This is a genomic window from Streptomyces sp. NPDC048269 (genome assembly GCF_040652395.1).
Lineage (GTDB): Bacteria > Actinomycetota > Actinomycetes > Streptomycetales > Streptomycetaceae > Streptomyces.
Genome location: NZ_JBEZLW010000076.1, coordinates 1 through 15,691, shown reverse-complemented (window position 1 = coordinate 15,691; position 15,691 = coordinate 1). Strand labels below are relative to the sequence as shown.

General features: G+C 72.1%; 15 protein-coding genes and 5 pseudogenes. 12 read left to right on the top strand and 8 right to left on the bottom strand.

Annotation, left to right across the window (positions count from 1 at the left end; translation table 11 throughout):
* Positions 1 to 94, top strand: a pseudogene (locus AB0D48_RS35870) (RdlA protein); the annotation flags it as partial.
* A gap of 371 nt (positions 95 to 465) precedes the next feature.
* Here AB0D48_RS35870 and AB0D48_RS35865 read toward each other — a convergent pair.
* Positions 466 to 852: a response regulator gene (locus AB0D48_RS35865; RefSeq protein WP_362407009.1), complete on the bottom strand. Its 387-nt coding sequence runs from the start codon at positions 850 to 852 to the stop codon at positions 466 to 468.
* Between the two features lie 124 nt (positions 853 to 976).
* Between AB0D48_RS35865 and AB0D48_RS35860 the strand changes: the two genes are divergently transcribed.
* Together AB0D48_RS35860 and AB0D48_RS35855 are read left to right on the top strand one after the other, a co-directional pair.
* On the top strand, positions 977 to 1,264 hold the full coding sequence (locus AB0D48_RS35860) for a hypothetical protein (protein ID WP_362407006.1): 288 nt from the start codon (positions 977 to 979) through the stop codon (positions 1,262 to 1,264).
* Between the two features lie 66 nt (positions 1,265 to 1,330).
* On the top strand, positions 1,331 to 1,477 hold the full coding sequence (locus tag AB0D48_RS35855; RefSeq protein ID WP_362407003.1) for a hypothetical protein: 147 nt from the start codon (positions 1,331 to 1,333) through the stop codon (positions 1,475 to 1,477).
* Positions 1,478 to 1,598: 121 nt separating this feature from the next.
* On the opposite strand, the gene AB0D48_RS35850 is transcribed toward AB0D48_RS35855, so the two are convergent.
* Positions 1,599 to 5,066, bottom strand: a complete 3,468-nt coding sequence (locus tag AB0D48_RS35850) for a M28 family peptidase (protein WP_362407012.1) — start codon at positions 5,064 to 5,066, stop codon at positions 1,599 to 1,601.
* Between the two features lie 183 nt (positions 5,067 to 5,249).
* Between AB0D48_RS35850 and AB0D48_RS35845 the strand changes: the two genes are divergently transcribed.
* From AB0D48_RS35845 to AB0D48_RS35830, 4 genes and pseudogenes are all read left to right on the top strand, one after another.
* On the top strand, positions 5,250 to 6,209 hold the full coding sequence (locus tag AB0D48_RS35845; protein WP_362407000.1) for a LysR family transcriptional regulator: 960 nt from the start codon (positions 5,250 to 5,252) through the stop codon (positions 6,207 to 6,209).
* Between the two features lie 85 nt (positions 6,210 to 6,294).
* Positions 6,295 to 6,582, top strand: a pseudogene (locus AB0D48_RS35840) (ATP-grasp domain-containing protein); the annotation flags it as partial.
* 8 nt (positions 6,583 to 6,590) lie between these two features.
* Positions 6,591 to 6,908 (top strand): annotated as a pseudogene (locus AB0D48_RS35835) (dipeptide epimerase); the annotation flags it as partial.
* Positions 6,905 to 7,054 (top strand): hypothetical protein, encoded by a 150-nt coding sequence (locus AB0D48_RS35830; RefSeq protein WP_362406997.1) that lies wholly within the window; start codon positions 6,905 to 6,907, stop codon positions 7,052 to 7,054. The pseudogene AB0D48_RS35835 and the gene AB0D48_RS35830, both read left to right, overlap by 4 nt.
* 3 nt (positions 7,055 to 7,057) lie before the next feature.
* On the opposite strand, the gene AB0D48_RS35825 is transcribed toward AB0D48_RS35830, so the two are convergent.
* Entirely contained in the window at positions 7,058 to 7,636 is a 579-nt protein-coding gene (locus tag AB0D48_RS35825) for a hypothetical protein (RefSeq protein ID WP_362406994.1), read from the bottom strand.
* A 276-nt stretch (positions 7,637 to 7,912) separates the two neighbouring features.
* On the opposite strand from AB0D48_RS35825, the gene AB0D48_RS35820 reads away from it, so the two are divergent.
* Positions 7,913 to 8,062: a hypothetical protein gene (locus tag AB0D48_RS35820; protein WP_362406992.1), complete on the top strand. Its 150-nt coding sequence runs from the start codon at positions 7,913 to 7,915 to the stop codon at positions 8,060 to 8,062.
* 2 nt (positions 8,063 to 8,064) lie between these two features.
* Positions 8,065 to 9,120 (top strand): hydroxyacid dehydrogenase, encoded by a 1,056-nt coding sequence (locus AB0D48_RS35815; protein WP_362406990.1) that lies wholly within the window; start codon positions 8,065 to 8,067, stop codon positions 9,118 to 9,120.
* 178 nt (positions 9,121 to 9,298) lie between these two features.
* On the opposite strand, the gene AB0D48_RS35810 is transcribed toward AB0D48_RS35815, so the two are convergent.
* Positions 9,299 to 9,538, bottom strand: coding sequence for an antitoxin MazE7 (locus AB0D48_RS35810; protein WP_362406987.1), 240 nt, complete (start codon positions 9,536 to 9,538; stop codon positions 9,299 to 9,301).
* A gap of 119 nt (positions 9,539 to 9,657) precedes the next feature.
* On the opposite strand from AB0D48_RS35810, the gene AB0D48_RS35805 reads away from it, so the two are divergent.
* Positions 9,658 to 10,053 (top strand): PRC-barrel domain-containing protein, encoded by a 396-nt coding sequence (locus AB0D48_RS35805; protein WP_362406984.1) that lies wholly within the window; start codon positions 9,658 to 9,660, stop codon positions 10,051 to 10,053.
* A 71-nt stretch (positions 10,054 to 10,124) separates the two neighbouring features.
* Here the strand turns inward: AB0D48_RS35805 and AB0D48_RS35800 are convergent, their stop codons facing one another.
* Positions 10,125 to 11,486, bottom strand: coding sequence for a tannase/feruloyl esterase family alpha/beta hydrolase (locus AB0D48_RS35800; RefSeq protein WP_362406981.1), 1,362 nt, complete (start codon positions 11,484 to 11,486; stop codon positions 10,125 to 10,127).
* A 255-nt stretch (positions 11,487 to 11,741) separates the two neighbouring features.
* Between AB0D48_RS35800 and AB0D48_RS35795 the strand changes: the two genes are divergently transcribed.
* Positions 11,742 to 12,992 carry a sensor histidine kinase gene (locus AB0D48_RS35795; RefSeq protein WP_362406978.1) on the top strand — a complete coding sequence of 417 codons (1,251 nt, stop codon included), beginning with the start codon at positions 11,742 to 11,744 and terminating at the stop codon, positions 12,990 to 12,992.
* A complete protein-coding gene (locus tag AB0D48_RS35790) occupies positions 12,989 to 13,657 on the top strand; it encodes a response regulator transcription factor (protein ID WP_362406975.1) in 669 nt (222 codons plus the stop codon). The genes AB0D48_RS35795 and AB0D48_RS35790 overlap by 4 nt, the downstream gene beginning before the upstream one ends.
* On the opposite strand, the gene AB0D48_RS35785 is transcribed toward AB0D48_RS35790, so the two are convergent.
* The 3 genes and pseudogenes from AB0D48_RS35785 to AB0D48_RS35775 form a co-directional block, all read right to left on the bottom strand.
* Positions 13,654 to 14,424, bottom strand: a complete 771-nt coding sequence (locus AB0D48_RS35785) for a tyrosine-protein phosphatase (RefSeq protein ID WP_362406972.1) — start codon at positions 14,422 to 14,424, stop codon at positions 13,654 to 13,656. The genes AB0D48_RS35790 and AB0D48_RS35785 overlap by 4 nt on opposite strands.
* 24 nt (positions 14,425 to 14,448) lie before the next feature.
* Positions 14,449 to 15,610 (bottom strand): annotated as a pseudogene (locus AB0D48_RS35780) (mannosyltransferase family protein).
* Positions 15,598 to 15,691 (bottom strand): annotated as a pseudogene (locus tag AB0D48_RS35775) (hypothetical protein); the annotation flags it as partial. The pseudogenes AB0D48_RS35775 and AB0D48_RS35780, both read right to left, overlap by 13 nt.

Genomic DNA, 15,691 nt, shown 5'->3' with positions numbered 1-15,691 from the left:
CGAGAACTCCACCCAGGCCAAGGGCGACGAGCCGCTCTCGCACATCCTGGACAACATCCCCGTCCTGTCCGGCAACCTCTCGGCCGGCAGCTGACGCAGTTCCCTTTGCGAGCCGGGGCCTCCGACGCCTGCGCGAGTGCCCACGGGGCCCCGGCTTGTTCCACCCGGATCTGCGGATCCGCCCTTCCGCAGGCGTGCGGCGGCCGAGCGGCCGCCGATGCGGGCACCGGTCCTCACGCCGGAGAGCCTCCCGTCCCACCGGACGGGAGGCTCTCCGGCGTTCCGGTGTGGTCCGCGAAGCGGGAAAGGGGGACGGGGAACCGCCGCGAACCGGCGCACGGCGGCTCGGACCGCGACGGCGGCAGGGATGCCGGAAACCCCGGCCACACCGCCGGTGCCCCTCCGCCGGCCGGTCGGACCCCGGGGCCACCGTGTCGGAGCCCGGGGCCACCGTCCGGCGTAGCGTCAGGCCGTGGGACGGGCCAGGCGCTCGACGCGGGTGAGGAACTCCTTGGGATGGAAGGGCTTCGCGAGGCAGTCGTCCACCCCGGCCTCCAGCGCGCGGGCCGTGCACTCCGGGTCGGCGGGCGGCAGCGCGAGGATCGGCACCCGCCCGTGACCGGGGGACCGGCGGATCTCTTCGAACAAAGCCACCTCGTCCAGGCCCGGCCCGGTGCGCTCGCAGACCACCACGGAGATCGGACCGGCACTCTCCAGCAGGGCCACGGTGTCCGTCCCGGTCCCGCCGTCGACCACGGCGAAGCCCCCGCCCACGAGGAGGCGCTCCAGCAGCGTCCGGAGCGTACGGTCCTTCGCCACGAGGAGGATCTTGTCCGGGGAATCGCTGCTCATGGTGTCCTTTTTCCATCCGGTGCCCGCCCGTCACAGAGCCGACCTCGTGACTTTTGCCCGCCGTAGCCCACACAGAGCGTACGGGTCCTTGCATGCCCGGAGTGACGGTGTCTAGCGTCGGGCCATGACCACCGAGCCGCAGCGCTTCGAAATCCTGTTGGTGCCCGAGCACGTGAAGAACCGGCCCGGCGCGCCGCAGGCGGACCACCCCTTGAGATCGGCCGTGGTCGAGGCGACCGGCACCAACGGCGCCTCCGGCTACCCCCACTACACCGGGGAGGGAATGGAGGCCGACATCGACCCGGTCACGCGTACGGTCGAGGCCGTGCTCGTCGACGGTTCGGAGCTGGACCCGGGCATGACGGCGCTCATCGCCCCCGAGCCCCGCACGGGCACGCGCCGGCGGAAGTAGGGCCCGTCGGCGGTGGAGCCGGCCGGCGCGGATGCGGGGACGCCGGGGCTGGCGGACCCTGGACCCATGTCACAGGAGCAGCCCGGGCCTCGCTGGCGGACGCCCCCGCCGCCGAAGCACAGCACAGGAAGGATCCTCGCCTTCTCATGCCTCGGAGTGATCCTCCTGCTCGTGCTGCTCGCCCTCGTGATCCTGCTCGTCGGAGCGGGCTGACCGCGCGGGGGCGGGCACCCGTCCCGGACCGGGGCGGGGCGGTGAGCAGGCGGCGCGACGCGGCCCGGCCCGGCCCCCGCGGTGCGGGGACCGGGCCGGACTTCAGGCGGTCAGGTGGGCGTCAGCTCACCTGGACGGTGACGTCGTCCACGACGAAGGAGGTCTGCAGTGACTGGTCCTCCACGCCGTTGAACTTCAGGGTGACGGTCTGGCCGGCGAACCGCGAGAGGTCGTAGGACTTCTCGACGTAGCCGGAGTTCGCGTCCAGATTGGAGAGGGTCGCCAGGGTCTGGCCGCCCACCGAGACGGTGAACCGGTCGTAGACGACGCTCTCGTTCTCGTCCGTGTCGATGTGCAGGAAGAAGGCGAGCCGGTACGAGGAGCAGCCCGACGGAACGGTCAGCGACTGCGAGGCGCTGTCCGTGTGGGTGGACCCGTACCCGTTCAGCCACGCCTTGTAGCTGCCGCCGTGCGGGGCCTGGCCGGACTGGTTGGTGATGACGCCCGCCGTGGCGGTCCAGGGGCTGGCGCCGTTCTCGAAGCCGCCGTTGGCCACGAGCTGGCGCGGGGTGCAGCCGCCGGTCCCGGTGACGGTCAGCGTGTAGGTGGTGGAGTGGCTGACGGTTCCGGCGCCGGTGACCGTCAGGGTGTAGGTGCCGGGGACGGTGCTCGCGCCGACCTGGACGGACAGGGTCGAGGAGCTGCCCGACTGGACGGACGTCGGGCTGAGGGTGGCGCTCACGCCGGCCGGCGCGCCGGAGACGGACAGGGCCACCGTCTGCGCGGCGCCGCTCACGGTCTGGGTGTTCACCGTGGCGGAGGTGGAGCCGCCCGGAGCCGCGGTGCCCGCGGACGGGCTGGTGCTGAGGGAGAAGTCCTGCGCGGGCGTCTCACCGCCGACGGCCTGCTTCCAGACGGCGTACGCGACACCGTCGGCGCTGCGGTCCAGCACTGTCGCGTTGATGTTGTTCGTGGTGTCGCAGGCGCTGTGATAGCAGGAGTCGTAGGCGGAATTCGCCGTGCCGCCCCACTTGGTGGCCTGCGCCGAGGTCTTGCGGGCGCTGGCGCCCGCCGCGTAGCCGGAGGTGGGGATGCCGGCCTGCTGGAAGGAGTAGTCGTCGCTGCGGCCCTGGCCTTCGGTGTTCTCCTCGGGCGCCAGGTTCAGCGAGGTCCAGTACGCCTTGAGCGGTGCGGCGGTGGTGGAGTTGACGTTGTTGATGAAGTAGCCGCCGTTGGGGGAGCCGACCATGTCGAAGTTGTAGTAGCCCTTGACGGCTGCGCGCTGGGCGCTGCTCAGCTGATTGACGTAGAACTCCGAGCCGTTGAGGCCCTGTTCCTCATCGGTCCACCAGGCGAAGCGGACGTGCTTGGTCATGGTGGGGTTCTTCTGGGCGAGGACCAGCGCGTTCTCCAGCAGGGTCGCGGAGCCCGAGCCGTTGTCGTTGATGCCGGGACCGGCCGAGACGCCGTCGAGGTGGGCGCCGAACATGACGACCTGGTCGGCGGGGCCGCCCGGCCAGTCGGCGATCAGGTTGTTCGACGGGTAGGTGCAGGAGGAGCAGTTCTGCTCGGTGACCGTGTATCCGGCGGCCTGCAGCTTGCCCTTCACGTACGCCAGCGACTGGGTGTAGCCGGCGCTGCCCGCCCTGCGGTGGCCGCCGTTCTGGGAGGCGATGGTGTTGAACTGGGTCAGGTGCGCCTGCACGTTGGCGACACTGATGTCCGGCGGGTCGTTGGGAGGCTGGGTCCCGCCGACGTTGAGCGCGTAGTCGACGGTGTGGGAGAGGGTGCTCCCCTGCCCCTTGACGACGACGGTGGACGCGCCGGGCGCCGCGTTGGCGGTGGCGGTCAGGGTCAGAACCGAGGACTGGCCGGACTGCACGGTGGCCGGGCTGAAGGAAGCGCTCACCCCGGCCGGCAGGCCGGAGGCGGTCAGCGTCACCGACTGCGCGGTGCCGGTCGTGACGGTGGTGCCGACGGTGGTGGTGACCGTACCGCCCTGCTGGACGGTGCCCGAGGACGGGTTCAGTGCCATCGAGAAGTCGTTGTTCTGGCCGCTCGGCGTACAGGTCGGGTCCGCGGTCTGGGCGGGCACCGTGATGGCGTCCCAGGCGGCCTTGGTCTTGTTGAAGAGCTCACACGTGGTGTCGAGCGACTTCGCGGAACTCAGCGTCGCCGTCCGGTACTTCTTGTAGGACATGCTGCTGGTCTTGAGCAGCATCCCCCCGTAGAAGACCTTGCCGGCGTTCTGCGCGCCCATACCTGTCAGCGTGGACTGGTTGCAGGTGGGGCTGCTGGGCTTGCCGCCGCCCGGGTTGGTGCCCTCGGCGAGCAGGTAGAACCAGTGGTTCAGCGGGCCCGCGGCCTTGTGCACCTCGGTGCCGGGTATCGCCGAGCTGTAGCAGGCAGGGTCGTTGTTGACGGCCGGCGGGTTGTACATGTTGCGGATCGGGCCCCGGCCCTGGAGGTTGATGACCTCGCCGACCGTGTAGTCCGGGGTGTCGTACGGGGAGGGCTCGTTGATGTACGCCTCGGTCAGCGCGCCGAAGATGTCACCGGTGGCCTCCCCGAGACCGGCCTCCTGGCCGCTCGTGCCGCCGGGGGTGTTGCTGTCGATGGCGTGCCCGTATTCGTGGGCCACCACGTCCACGCCGGCGATCCACTCATTGGCGCTGTTGTGCCCGATGGTGACCGAGCTGCCGTCCCAGTAGGCGTTGAGGTCGCTCAGCCCGACCTTCCCCGGGAAGCTGCGCCCGTTGCCGCTGACTCCGTTGCGGCCCAGCCACTGGCCGAGCATGTCCCACTGCTTCTGCGCGGCGAACATGAGGTCCACGCAGCCGGTCTCTTTGCTGGTCGGGTTGCCGGTGCCCCAGGAGTCGGACGACTTCGTGAAGACCGTGCCGGTGCTGTAGTCCGCGCAGCTCAGGCCGGTCCGGATCGGGTCGCGCAGCGTGTACGTGGAACCCGAGTTGGTGGTGTCGATGGTGATCGGGCCCGGCCCGTTCCACTTGCTGTTGCCGGAGCCGGCGACCACGTCGTCGTAGCTGTCGACGAACGAGCCGCTGCGCGCGTCCACGAACACGTGCAGCTTGCTGGGTGCCGTGCTGGTCCGGCCGGACAGGACGGTCTCCCAGGCCAGCAGCGGCTTGTCGTCCTTCAGCCGGACGACGAGCCGGCTGCTCTCGACCTTGTCGACCGCGGCCAGTTTCGCCCGAGACGTGGCCTCGGCGTCCTTCGCGGTGACCGAGGGCCGGGTCGCCACGTCGATCCGTACGGAGGAGGCCGACTGGAGGGCGCGTATCTTGCCGGCGCCGTCCGCGAGCACGACCGCGTCGCCGCCGACGACCGGCAGGCCGCGGTAGCTGCGCTCGTACGCGACGGAGTAGAGGTCCTTCACCCAGGGGGTGACCAGGCGTCGTTCGTACCGCTCCTGCGAGGAGTTGACCAGGGAGTCGAGACCGCTGGCGACGGCCTGGTCCGCGGCGGCGACCGCGCGTGCGGCCGGTGTGTCCTGCGGGGACGGTGTGGGCTGCTGCGCAGCCGATGCCGTCCCGGCCAGGGTTCCGGCGAGGCTCGCGGTCAGCGCCATCGCTGCCACGGCCGCCGTCCATCTGGTGGGCTGCAACGTCCACTCCGATCGTGGGGGTGGGTGGGGGGTGTGCGTGCACGTTCGCGGCCGAGTATGAGCGTGTACATGACGGGATTGGGACATCCCGGCGGGCATAAGGTCCGCGTTATGGTGCGGTGGCGGCGCGCTGCGTACTCTGCCCGGATGCAGCTGGAGTTGAGGCATCTGCAAGCCGTCTGCCGGATCGCCGAGGCGGGCAGTCTGGGGGGAGCGGCGCGGCGCCTCGGGGTGTCCCAGCCCGCGCTCTCCGCCCAGTTGCGCCGCATAGAGCGGGTCACGGGCGGGGAGTTGTTCGTGAGGGGCCGGAGCGGGGTGGAGCCCACGGCGCTGGGGCAGTTCGTGCTCGCCAAGGCGCGCCGGGTGCTCAGCGAGATGGATGCGCTGGGCGCGGAGGCGCGGGCCATCGACACCGGTACCCCGCTGCGGCTGGGCTGCATCCTGCTCGTGCTGATCGACGGACTGCTGGCGCAGAGCGACCTGTTCATGTCCGGCCAGGAGATCGCGGTCGACCTGGAAGACTCGGTGACGGTGCTGGCGCGGATGCTCGGCGCCGGCCGCTACGACGTCATCGTGTACGGCGAGGTCAACGACCACGAGGTGCCGCTCCCCGAGGGGGCCGTGGCCAGGACGCTCATCGCGAAGGAGCCGTTCTGCATCCGGCTGTCGGCGAAGCACCCCCTCGCGGGCGCGGACCGCATCGACCTCGCCGATCTCGCCGGTGAGTCGTGGATGACGCTGGTGGTGGACGACGACGGCGGCCCCGAGGCCCTCGTCGCCGCCTGCGCGAAGGCCGGGTTCAGCCCGTCACTGCGCTACCGGATCACCGACCGCAAGATGCACTACGACCTGATCGCCGCGGGCCGCGCGATCTCGCTGAGCCAGCCCACGGCCCCGGCGGCGGCGGGCACGGTGATGCGTCCGCTCGCCGGGACTCCGGTCACCGGCCGGATCCGCCTCGCCTGGAACCGCTCCGCGGTCTCGGCCGGGCAGGCGGAGCTGCTCTACCGCGCCGCGGCCCGCGCGTACGTGGCCGACGTCGGCAACAACGCCTTCCACAAGGAATGGTGGGACGCCCACCCGGAGGTTCATCCCGCCCTCGACTGACGCCCCGGCACCGTGGCGGGAAGCCCCGCCGTGTTGGAAATGAAAACGATTTCAGATAGCGTCCTTCTGGTTCGGTCCGGTTCAGCCCGTCGACGCCCGGGGACAGCGCCGCGCCCCCGTCCTGCTCCTCGAAGAGCTGCTCACCGGCCCCGAGGTCAGCGTCGAGACCGTCTCCCACGACGGCTCCACCCACGTCGTCGGCGTCACCGACAAGAGCGTCTCAGGCGCGCCCGCCTTCATCGAGACCGGCCCCATGTTCCCGGCCGACCTCGGCACGGAGCGGGCCCGGGAGGCCGCCGAGACCGCCGTACGGGCCGTCGGGGCCTCGGCCTGGACCAGGTCGTCCGCCCGCCACACCGAACTCAAGCTGACGCCGCCGCGCTCGCCGGGCGGGTCCACGGAGTCAACGTCAAACTCGCCAAGTGCGGCGGCGTACGGGCCGCCCTGCGCCTCCACGAGGCCCTGCGCGGCAGCGGCACCGACCTGATGCTCGGCTGCCTCACCGCCAGCTCGCTGGGCATCGCCCCCGCCGTGCACCTCGCCGACCGGGCCCGCTGGGTGGACCTCGACGGCCACCTGCTGCTCGCCGACAACCCGTGGACCGGCATCGGCGGAGCGGACGGCGCCGTGCGCGCCGCGAACCGGGCGAACCGGGCCGGTCTCGGCGTCAGACCAGCCGACGCGCAGGCCGCACGGTGAAGAACCTCGCCGCCGTCCGCGGCTTCCCGCCCGCCGTGCGCCCGCTCCTCCTCAGCCGGCACGGCGGCAGCACGGGCTTCCACCCGCTCGACGTACCGCCGCCATGGACGACGGCCGCATCCTGGCGGAAGACGGCCCTGCCGTGACGGTCAGCGGCGGCTGTTGAGGAACCCGATGGCGACGGCGCCCCACCAGGCCGCCTGCGAGACGGCCGCGGTCGCGGCGCCCCGTACCAGGAGCGTGCGGGTGGCGGGCCGGCCGTCGAGGGCTTCCAGCCGCCGGTGCAGGACGCCCGCCTGCACGCCGTTCAGGGCCAGGAGCAGAACGAGGCCGAGTTTGACGCAAGTGAGGGGAGAGGAGAGGTCGGGGTGGAGGAAGGCACCGCTGGCGATGAGTCCGGCCAGCCCGGCCCAGACCGGAAGGTGCAGGGGGGCGGTGTACTCCACCACCGCGCTCAGCGATTTGCGGCCGCTGAGCCAGAGAACCCCGTAGTAGTCGATCACGAGGACCGCGCCGAACCCGATGACGAGGGAGGCGAGGTGGACGAAGAGGGCCACGGTATGGAGTGCGGCGTCGGCCCGGAGGTGGAGGGCCACCCAGGTGCTGGCGCCCCATCCGGCGCACACGGCCAGCGAGGCCACGGCGGGTGCGCACCACTGCGGGACCCGGAGGAGGTCGGACGGCTGTCCGGGTCTTCGTCGGATCGCGGCGGCGTCAGCGGTGGACATGGTGCTCCCATGGCGGGGGACGTGAGGGCGGGCGCACACCTTGGGCGGCGGGCGAGGTAAGGCTGCCCTAAGCATCGGTTTCCGTCAATGTGAGGCGAGGCGGCCGTCCGCCCCTCGATATGTATGAACGTATTGACTGTATCGATCGATTCACCTTTGAATCCCTCCTCTGTTCGTTTGTTATGTGCGTTCGCTCTTGACGGCGATCGATCGGGGACAAACGATGGTGCCCGTTCACTCCACTCCTTCCGTACGAGGTCCCGTAGGAGCCGTGCCATGTCGCGCACTTCACGTTCGCTCCGGAAAGTCGCCGTCGCCGCCTGCCTCGCCGCCCTGGGACTGCCGGCCACCGTCTGCGGTGACGGCGGCATCCTCTGCCTGCAGCGCTTCTGGCGCTCGGGCCTGACCGCCGGGACGGTGAAGTGACCATGACGACCCGCGTGCCCGTGCCCGTACGCGACGCCCGGCCCCCGGTCGTGGCCGGACGCCCGCGCACCCTCCTGGCCATGGGACCCGCCATCCACCGCGCCCTCCTCGACAGCGCCGCACTGGACCGGCTGCCCCGCGTCGCGGACACCGACACCGCACTGCTCGTCACCGACTACCGGTCCGCCGAGCCGCAGTTGCTCGCCCGCACCGAAGTCCTCTTCACCCACTGGGGCTCCCCGCTGCTCGACGAGGACGCGCTGCGCCGGCTGCCCGCGCTCAAAGCCGTCGTCCACGCCGCCGGTTCCGTCAAGCACCACGTCACCCCGGCCGTCTGGGCGCGGGGCATCACCGTCTCCTCCGCCGCGGCCGCCAACGCCCTGCCCGTCGCCGAATTCACCCTCGCCGCGATCCTGTTCGCGAACAAGCGCGTCCTGGAGAGCTCCCGGCGCTACCGCCACGAGCGGTCGGCGTACGCACTCCTGCCCTACTACGCGGGGCACGGCAACTACCGGCGCACCGTGGGCATCGTCGGCGCCTCCCGGATCGGCCGCCGCGTCATCGAGCTGCTGCGCCCCTTCGACCTCGACGTCCTGCTCTACGACCCGTACGTGGACCCGCAGGAGGCCGCCGGGCTCGGCGTGCGGCCGCTGCCGCTGGACGATCTCGTCTCCCGCAGCGACGTGGTCTCCATTCACGCGCCCGCGATTCCCGAGACGCGGCGCATGTTCGGTGCGGGGCTGCTCGGGCGGCTCCCGGACGGGGCGACCCTCATCAACACCGCACGCGGCTCCCTCGTCGACACCGAGGCCCTCGTCGCCGAGCTGGAGACCGGCCGCATCCACGCCGTCATCGACGTCACCGATCCCGAGGAACTCCCGGCCGACTCACCCCTCTACACCCTGCCCAACGTGCTCCTCACCCCGCACGTCGCGGGCTCGCTCGGCAACGAGCTGACCCGCATGGCGCACTGGGCGATCGACGAGGTGGAGCGCTACGCCCACGGGCAGCCCTTCGCCCACGGCATCGGCCCGGACGAACTGTCCCGTTCCGCCTGAGGGGGCCGTACGGCCCCGGGCACCGCGTACGCGCAGGACCGCACCCCGGGCAGCGGCCGGCTCGCGATCGGCTCGGCCCCGTGCGGCCCGAGGGCCCCTCGACAGCACACGCTGCGTGCACGGCGGACGACGCTCCGGCTAGGCCTCGCGCCGTCGCCCCCCGTCTGACGGGGGCGCGTCACGCCACCCGGGAGCCGGAGGGGCCGGGGCCGAAGTCGCGCTCGAACCCCTCGCGGAAGCCGGGCCGGGCGACCGCCTCGTCGAAGGCGCGGGCGGCCCGGGCGAGAGCGGCCTCGTTCTCCTGGGCGGCGGTCAGCTCGGCCAGGTACGCGCGCAGGCTCAGTCCACGGGCCGCTGCGAGGGCGGCGAGCCGGTCGTGGACATCGGTGTCGACCTCGACTGTGGTGGTGTCAGCCATGGTCCGAGTATGCGCGGTCCGGGACAGCGGCGGGGCGGTTACGGCTTGGGTTACGGGGCAGGCGCGCTGTGCGGCGGGAAGGCCCCGCTGCCCGTTTCGACCGGAGGAGTTGTTTTCGCGTGACTGAGCACGTGTGGAGCTACCGGCCGACCTCGGGCCACCTGGCCGGCACCGACCTCACCGGCTGGAAGGTCGAGGCCACGGACGGCACCATCGGCAAGGTCGACAAGCACAACGAGGAGGTGGGCGACGCCTACCTGGTGGTCGACACCGGTGTCTGGATCTTCGGGAAGGAAGTCCTCATCCCGGCCGGCGCCGTGACCCAGGTCGACCTGGTGAACGAGACGGTCCACCTGGACGCCACCAAGGAACAGATCAAGGCTTCCCCGGAGTTCCACCGGGAGAAGCACCTCGGTGACGCCGCCTACCGCGACGAGGTGTCCACGTACTACGGCATCGGAGGCCCGTACGGCGGTCCGTTCGGCGGTCCCCTCGGCGGTAACCACCGCGCCTGACGCCCCGGCCGCGCCGCCTTCGCGGACACGGCCGGGATGGCGGGACGGGGCTCAGTGGCGGATCCGGAACCTCACAGGGAGCACGTGTTGACGGTGTCGCTCCCGGCCGGGGCCGACGGAACCGTGCGGCTCGGCGGCGGGGTGGCGCCGCCCCGTGCCGTCCACGCGGCCAGCGCGTCGAAGCCCGTCTTCAGACACGGCGACATCGGCCGGACCAGGGACGGGAACGCCTTGTGCAGGCCGTCGGAGTGGGTGCCGTCGGTGATCCGGTAGTAGCGGTGCAGGTCCCCGCGCCCGGAGTCCTCGACCATCTTCGCGTAGACGTCACCGCTCCTGGTGATCGGCAGCAGGGTGTCGAGCGTGCCCTGGAGGGTGAGCAGCGGCTTGCCGATGCGGCCGGTCAGCGACAGCCGCTCCACCGTTCTGTGTACCCGCTGGGGCCGGTCGGCGTAGACGTAGTCCGTGTCGCAGCCCTGTTGAACCCCCGCCGGGCAGAAGGGAGTTCCCGCTTCCCGGTCTCCGTCGTATCCCGGGTCGATCTCCTCGCGCATGACGCGCTGGAGCGAGTCCCACTGGTTGTCGTAGTGGAACTCCCACATCGGTGCGGACTCGGCCGGATACCCGGCGGCCAGCATCTCCTCGAAGGCGCCCGGTTCCCCGGCACGATAACGCGGATAGGCGCGCAGCGCGGCGGGAGCGGTGTCCAGGATGTTGGGGCTGTCGGGGGTGAACAACAGGCCGTGCAGCTCGATTCCGCCCGTGTACAGCTCGGGGCGGTTCTCCAGCTGCCACCGCACCAGGTAGCCGCCGGCCGAGGCGCCCGCCATGTAGGTGGCGGTCGGCATCCGGCCGTAGTGCCGCGAGACGGTGCGCTTGGCGGCCACCGTCAACTGGGCTACCCGGTCGTGCCATTCGGCGACGGCGTCGCCGGGGCGCCGCCCGTCCGTGTAGATCTGCGCACCCGTGTTCCCCTTGTCGGTGGCCGCGTACGCGTACCCCCGCGCGAGCACGTGGTCCGAGATCAGCCGGTCGTTGGCGTACTGCTCGCGCACGCCGGGCGGCCCGGCGACGACGAGACCGCCGTTCCAGTGGTCGGGGAGCCGGATCACGAACTGACTGTCGTGGTTCCAGCCGTGGTTGGTGTTGGTGGTCGAGGAGTCGGGGAAGTAGCCGTCGAGCTGTATCCCCTTGACCCCCGACGGGTTGACCGTCCCGGGCGCCTCGAGCCCGGCCCAGTCGGCCGGGTCGGTGTGCCCGGAGGCCACCGTCCCCGCCGTGGTCAGGTCGGCCAGGCAGGCACCGGCCACATGCTCGGCGCCCGGGACCCGCGCCGTGCACGAGGAGGACTCCGGCGCCGCGCTCGCACTGGTCGAGGCCAGCGTCGCGGCCAGCACCGCCGCGGCGACGGCGGCGACCGGTCGTACGATTCTCATCAGAGGCATTCCTGTCCGCTCAGGTGGATCCGTCTGGATCGGTTGCGGGGTGCCGAAGTCCCGCGGTCCGGCCCCCCGAGGCTAGGAAGACCCCGGCAGCGGGCCCCAGATGCCGAGCGGCCACACCGTCCCGGCGCCCCGTCCGAACGGCACATGACCTTCGGCCAAAGGCGGTCACGACCTTCCCCCGCAGAGGTCGTGCGCCCCCGTCCGCGCGTATCGTTCGGCGCAGTCCGCACCCACGAGAGGGACCGCATGACCGCGCCGCCCACCCCGTCCGGCGGGCCCCCGCGCCCGCTGCCGTGGCTGCCGCCCCTCGTCTACGGGGTCGTCCTGGCCGGCGGGCTCTACGCGGGCGCCGTGGCGCCCGGTCCCGCCGACGTGCCGGTGCTCGGCGGATTCAGCGCCTGCCTGGTACTCCTCGCCGGCCTCGACGGGGTCGAGCGGCTCCGCCACCCGCGGCGCACCCCGGTGCGCCCGGCGCTGCTGCTGCTCCTCGCCCGCCTCGCGCTCTTCGCCGCCGCCGCCGGCCTGGACACGTCCGGTGTGTCGCGGGCGCTGTTCGTACTGGTGCCGCTGACCGCGTACTTCGCCTTCGGCCGCCGGGCCGCGGTCGCCCTCGGCGTGGCGTGCGTCGGCGTGATCCTGGCGGGGAACACCCTGTGGGTCCCCGAGTGGTACTTGCGGCCCGGCACCGTCACCGACCTGCTGATGTCCGGGCTCGGCCTCGTACTGGCCGTTTCGATGGCCGCGGTTGCCATGGGTGAGCAGGAGGCGCGCCTGCGGCTCGAACACACCCTGGAGGAACTGCGCGACTCACACACGCAGCTGACCGAGTACGCGGCCCGCGTCGCCCAGCTCTCCACGGTGCGGGAACGCAACAGGCTCGCCCGCGAGTTCCACGACGGCCTGGGCCACCACCTCACGGCGATAGCCATCCAGCTGGAGAAGGCCTCCGCCTTCCAGGCCACGGACGCGAACGTCGCGCGCAAGGCCGTCGCCGACGCCCGCCGGTCCGCGAACCGCGCCCTCGACGAAGTACGCCGGTCCGTCAGGACGATGCGCGACGAGGACGAGCCCTTCTCCCTGTCCACGGCACTCGCCGACCTGGTGCACCACGTGGACGGCGGGCCGCCCTCGGTCACGCTCAGCCTCGCCGGTGACGAGCACGGCTACCGCGCCGAGGCGCTCACGGCCCTCTACCGCGCGGCCCAGGAGGGGATCACGAACGCCCGCCGGCACGCGGACGCCACCCGGGTCGAGCTGTCGGCGGTGTACGGGGATCACGAGGCCCGGCTGGTCGTCGCCGACGACGGGCGCGGGTTCCCCGCCGACAGCCGTACGCGCCAGAGCGGATTCGGCCTCCGAGGGATGCGTGAACGGCTCGCCCTCCTCGGCGGCCGGGTCCAGGTCGAGGCCGCGGCGGGCCGCGGCACCGTACTGACCGTGACGGTGCCCCGCACGGCCGGACCAGCCGCCGTGCCCGCACAGGAGGCGGTCCGATGACGGCGCGACCGGTGCGCGTACTGGTCGTCGACGATCAGGAACTCGTACGCGAGGGAATCGCCTCCCTGCTCGGCATCCAGCCCGGAATCACCGTCGTCGGCGCCGTCCCGGACGGCCTCCAGGCCGTCGAGGCGGCGGTCGCCGACCGCCCCGACGTGATCCTCATGGACGTCAGGATGCCCGTCATGGACGGGGTCACCGCCGTCGGAGTTCTGGCCGTGCGCGCACCGGACTGCCGGGTGATCATGCTGACGACCTTCGACGACGACGCGTACGTGGTCCAGGCACTGGCGGCGGGCGCCGTCGGCTACCTCCTCAAGAACCTGCCCTCGGCCGAACTGGCCGCGGCCGTACGCCTGGCACACGCCGGCGTGGCCCAGCTCGACGCGACGGTGGCCCGCCGCCTGGCCGCCGGCCTCGCCCGACCGCCGTCCCCGGAGCCCGCGCCGCACGTCCCGCGGGGTCCGGGTCCCGAAGTCCTGACCGCGCGCGAGACCGACGTACTGCGCCTGATCGCCACGGGTTCGACCAACCGCGAGATCGCGGGCCGCCTCTTCCTCAGCGAGGGCACGGTCAAGAACCACATCTCCCGGATGCTGTCCCGCCTGGGCCTGCGCGACCGTACGCACGCCGCCATCTACGCACGCGACCACGGCCTCCTCTAGTGCTGTGACGACAGGGGCTGGACCGTGGCCTGCCGGGCGGGTTCGAGCAGGTTCTCGCGCAGGGCGGCGACGAGGGTGTCGTCCACGCCGAGCAGGTCTGCCGCGTAGTCCCGTACGGACCCGTGTTCGCGGGTCAGAGCCGCCAGGAAGAGGCTCATCACCTCGTGGGGCGCCCTGCCGTATCCCGGCCAGGCGGGCTCCTGGCCGGGGTGGTCGGCCCGCCAGTCCGCGAGCAGCCGGTCGGTCGCGAGCCCGGTGAGGGCGAAGTCCTCGACGATGACGTCCTCGGGGACCCCCAACAGGGCCAGGACCAGCCCCGCCAGCAGGCCGGTGCGGTCCTTGCCGGACGCACAGTGGAAGGCCACCGGCCCGTCCTGGCGGGCGATCACCTCGAGGGCGGCGCGCAGTTCCACCACTCCGTCGTGGGCGACTTCCATGTACCGCTCGGCGAGGTACGGTCCCGTCTCGACGTCCGGGCCGAGGGACGGCTGATCGTAGGGCCTGTGCTCGATGCTCAGGTGGTGGTAGGAGAGTGACGGATGCTCGGGCACCCGCCCCTTCGCGTCGATCTCCCAGGAGTACCGCAGGTCGATGACCGCCTCGACGCCGAGTTCCAGGAAGCGCTCCCAGTCCGGGCCCCGCAGCTTGCCCAGGGAGTCGGCCCGGAACAGCCTGCCCCACCGCACCGAGTGGCTTCCGTCCGCGGTCGGATAGCCGCCCAGATCACGGAAGTTGTGCAGTCGCTCGAAGGATATGTGTCTGTTCACACGCGGACTCTACGTCGTGATCACTCAGCCTGCCCAGCGCCCGCTGAGGAAGGTGACGGCGACCGTGGCGGCCAGCGGGGCGGCGACGCACAGGCAGGCGGTCTGCACCCGGGGCGGCGCAGGCTCCAGGCGGCGAGGCCGATCCACAGCGGCCACCACAGCAGAGTGGAACGGGGGACGGAGGTGTACCAGTAGGAGGTGCCCAGCGCCCACAGGGTGAGGCCGGTGTAGAGGGCCTCGGGCCAGCGGCGGCGGTGTACGAGCAGGGTCAGGAGTACGAGGCCGGCCAGCATGGCCAGGAGTTCGGCCTGCCACATCAGCGCGTAGCCGGTGGGCTGGACGTGATGGAAGGCGGCGTCCCAGGTGTTCGCCCACGTTTCCCACGGCGCGTGGAAGTCCCGGTACCAGCCGCGTTCCTGGGCGTGCTTCCAGGCCGTCCAGTCCCGGGTCCTCGCGCGCAGGTACCAGGTGAAGAGCGCGGGGGCGAGGGCGGGCAGGCACAGCCAGGGGGCCGCGAGCCAGGCGCGCCGGCCGCGCACGGTGAGGGCGAAGTGCAGGACCAGCGCGGCCACGAGGAAGAGCCCGGTGACCCGTACGGAGCAGGCAAGGCAGGCCAGGACCGAGGCCGCCGGCCAGTTCCGGCGCCGGGCCGCCAGCCAGGCGGGCAGGGCCAGGGCCAGGAACAGCGCCTCGGTGTAGCCGGCGGCGAGGAACACGGGGCAGGGCGAGCACGGGAAGAACAGCACCGTACGCCGCCCGGCGTCGCGGTCGGGCAGATGGAGACGGGCGATCCGGGCCAGCGCCAGGACGGCGACGCCGCCCGCGACGAACGAGATCAGCGCTCCGGCCGCCGCCCAGTGCGGGAGGACCGCGTGGACCGCGCGCAGGGTGAGCGGGAAGCCGGGGAGGAAGGCCTCCCTGTTGTCCCAGCCGGCCGTCCAGGGACCGGCCCGGCCGGGGAGTAGCCGTCCCTGGCTATGCGGAGGTAGTGCCACCAGTCCCACTGCTGCCAAGGGGACAGCAGCGAAGGGGGCCGCCGCGCCCCGCCGTCACCGGGGAACAGCCACCGGACGGATTCCGCCGTGGTCCACAGGCCGACGCGGGTCAGCAGAGAGAGCCACAGCACCTCGCGGTCGGCACGGCCCGGGCGCCAGGGGAACGTCCGGCGCGTGCCAGCAGGCCCCAGGTGTACGGGTGGCGGGGCTCGTAGAAGACCTTTTCGGCGGTGCCCCGCTCGACGCACCGGCCGCCGTACATGACGAGGATG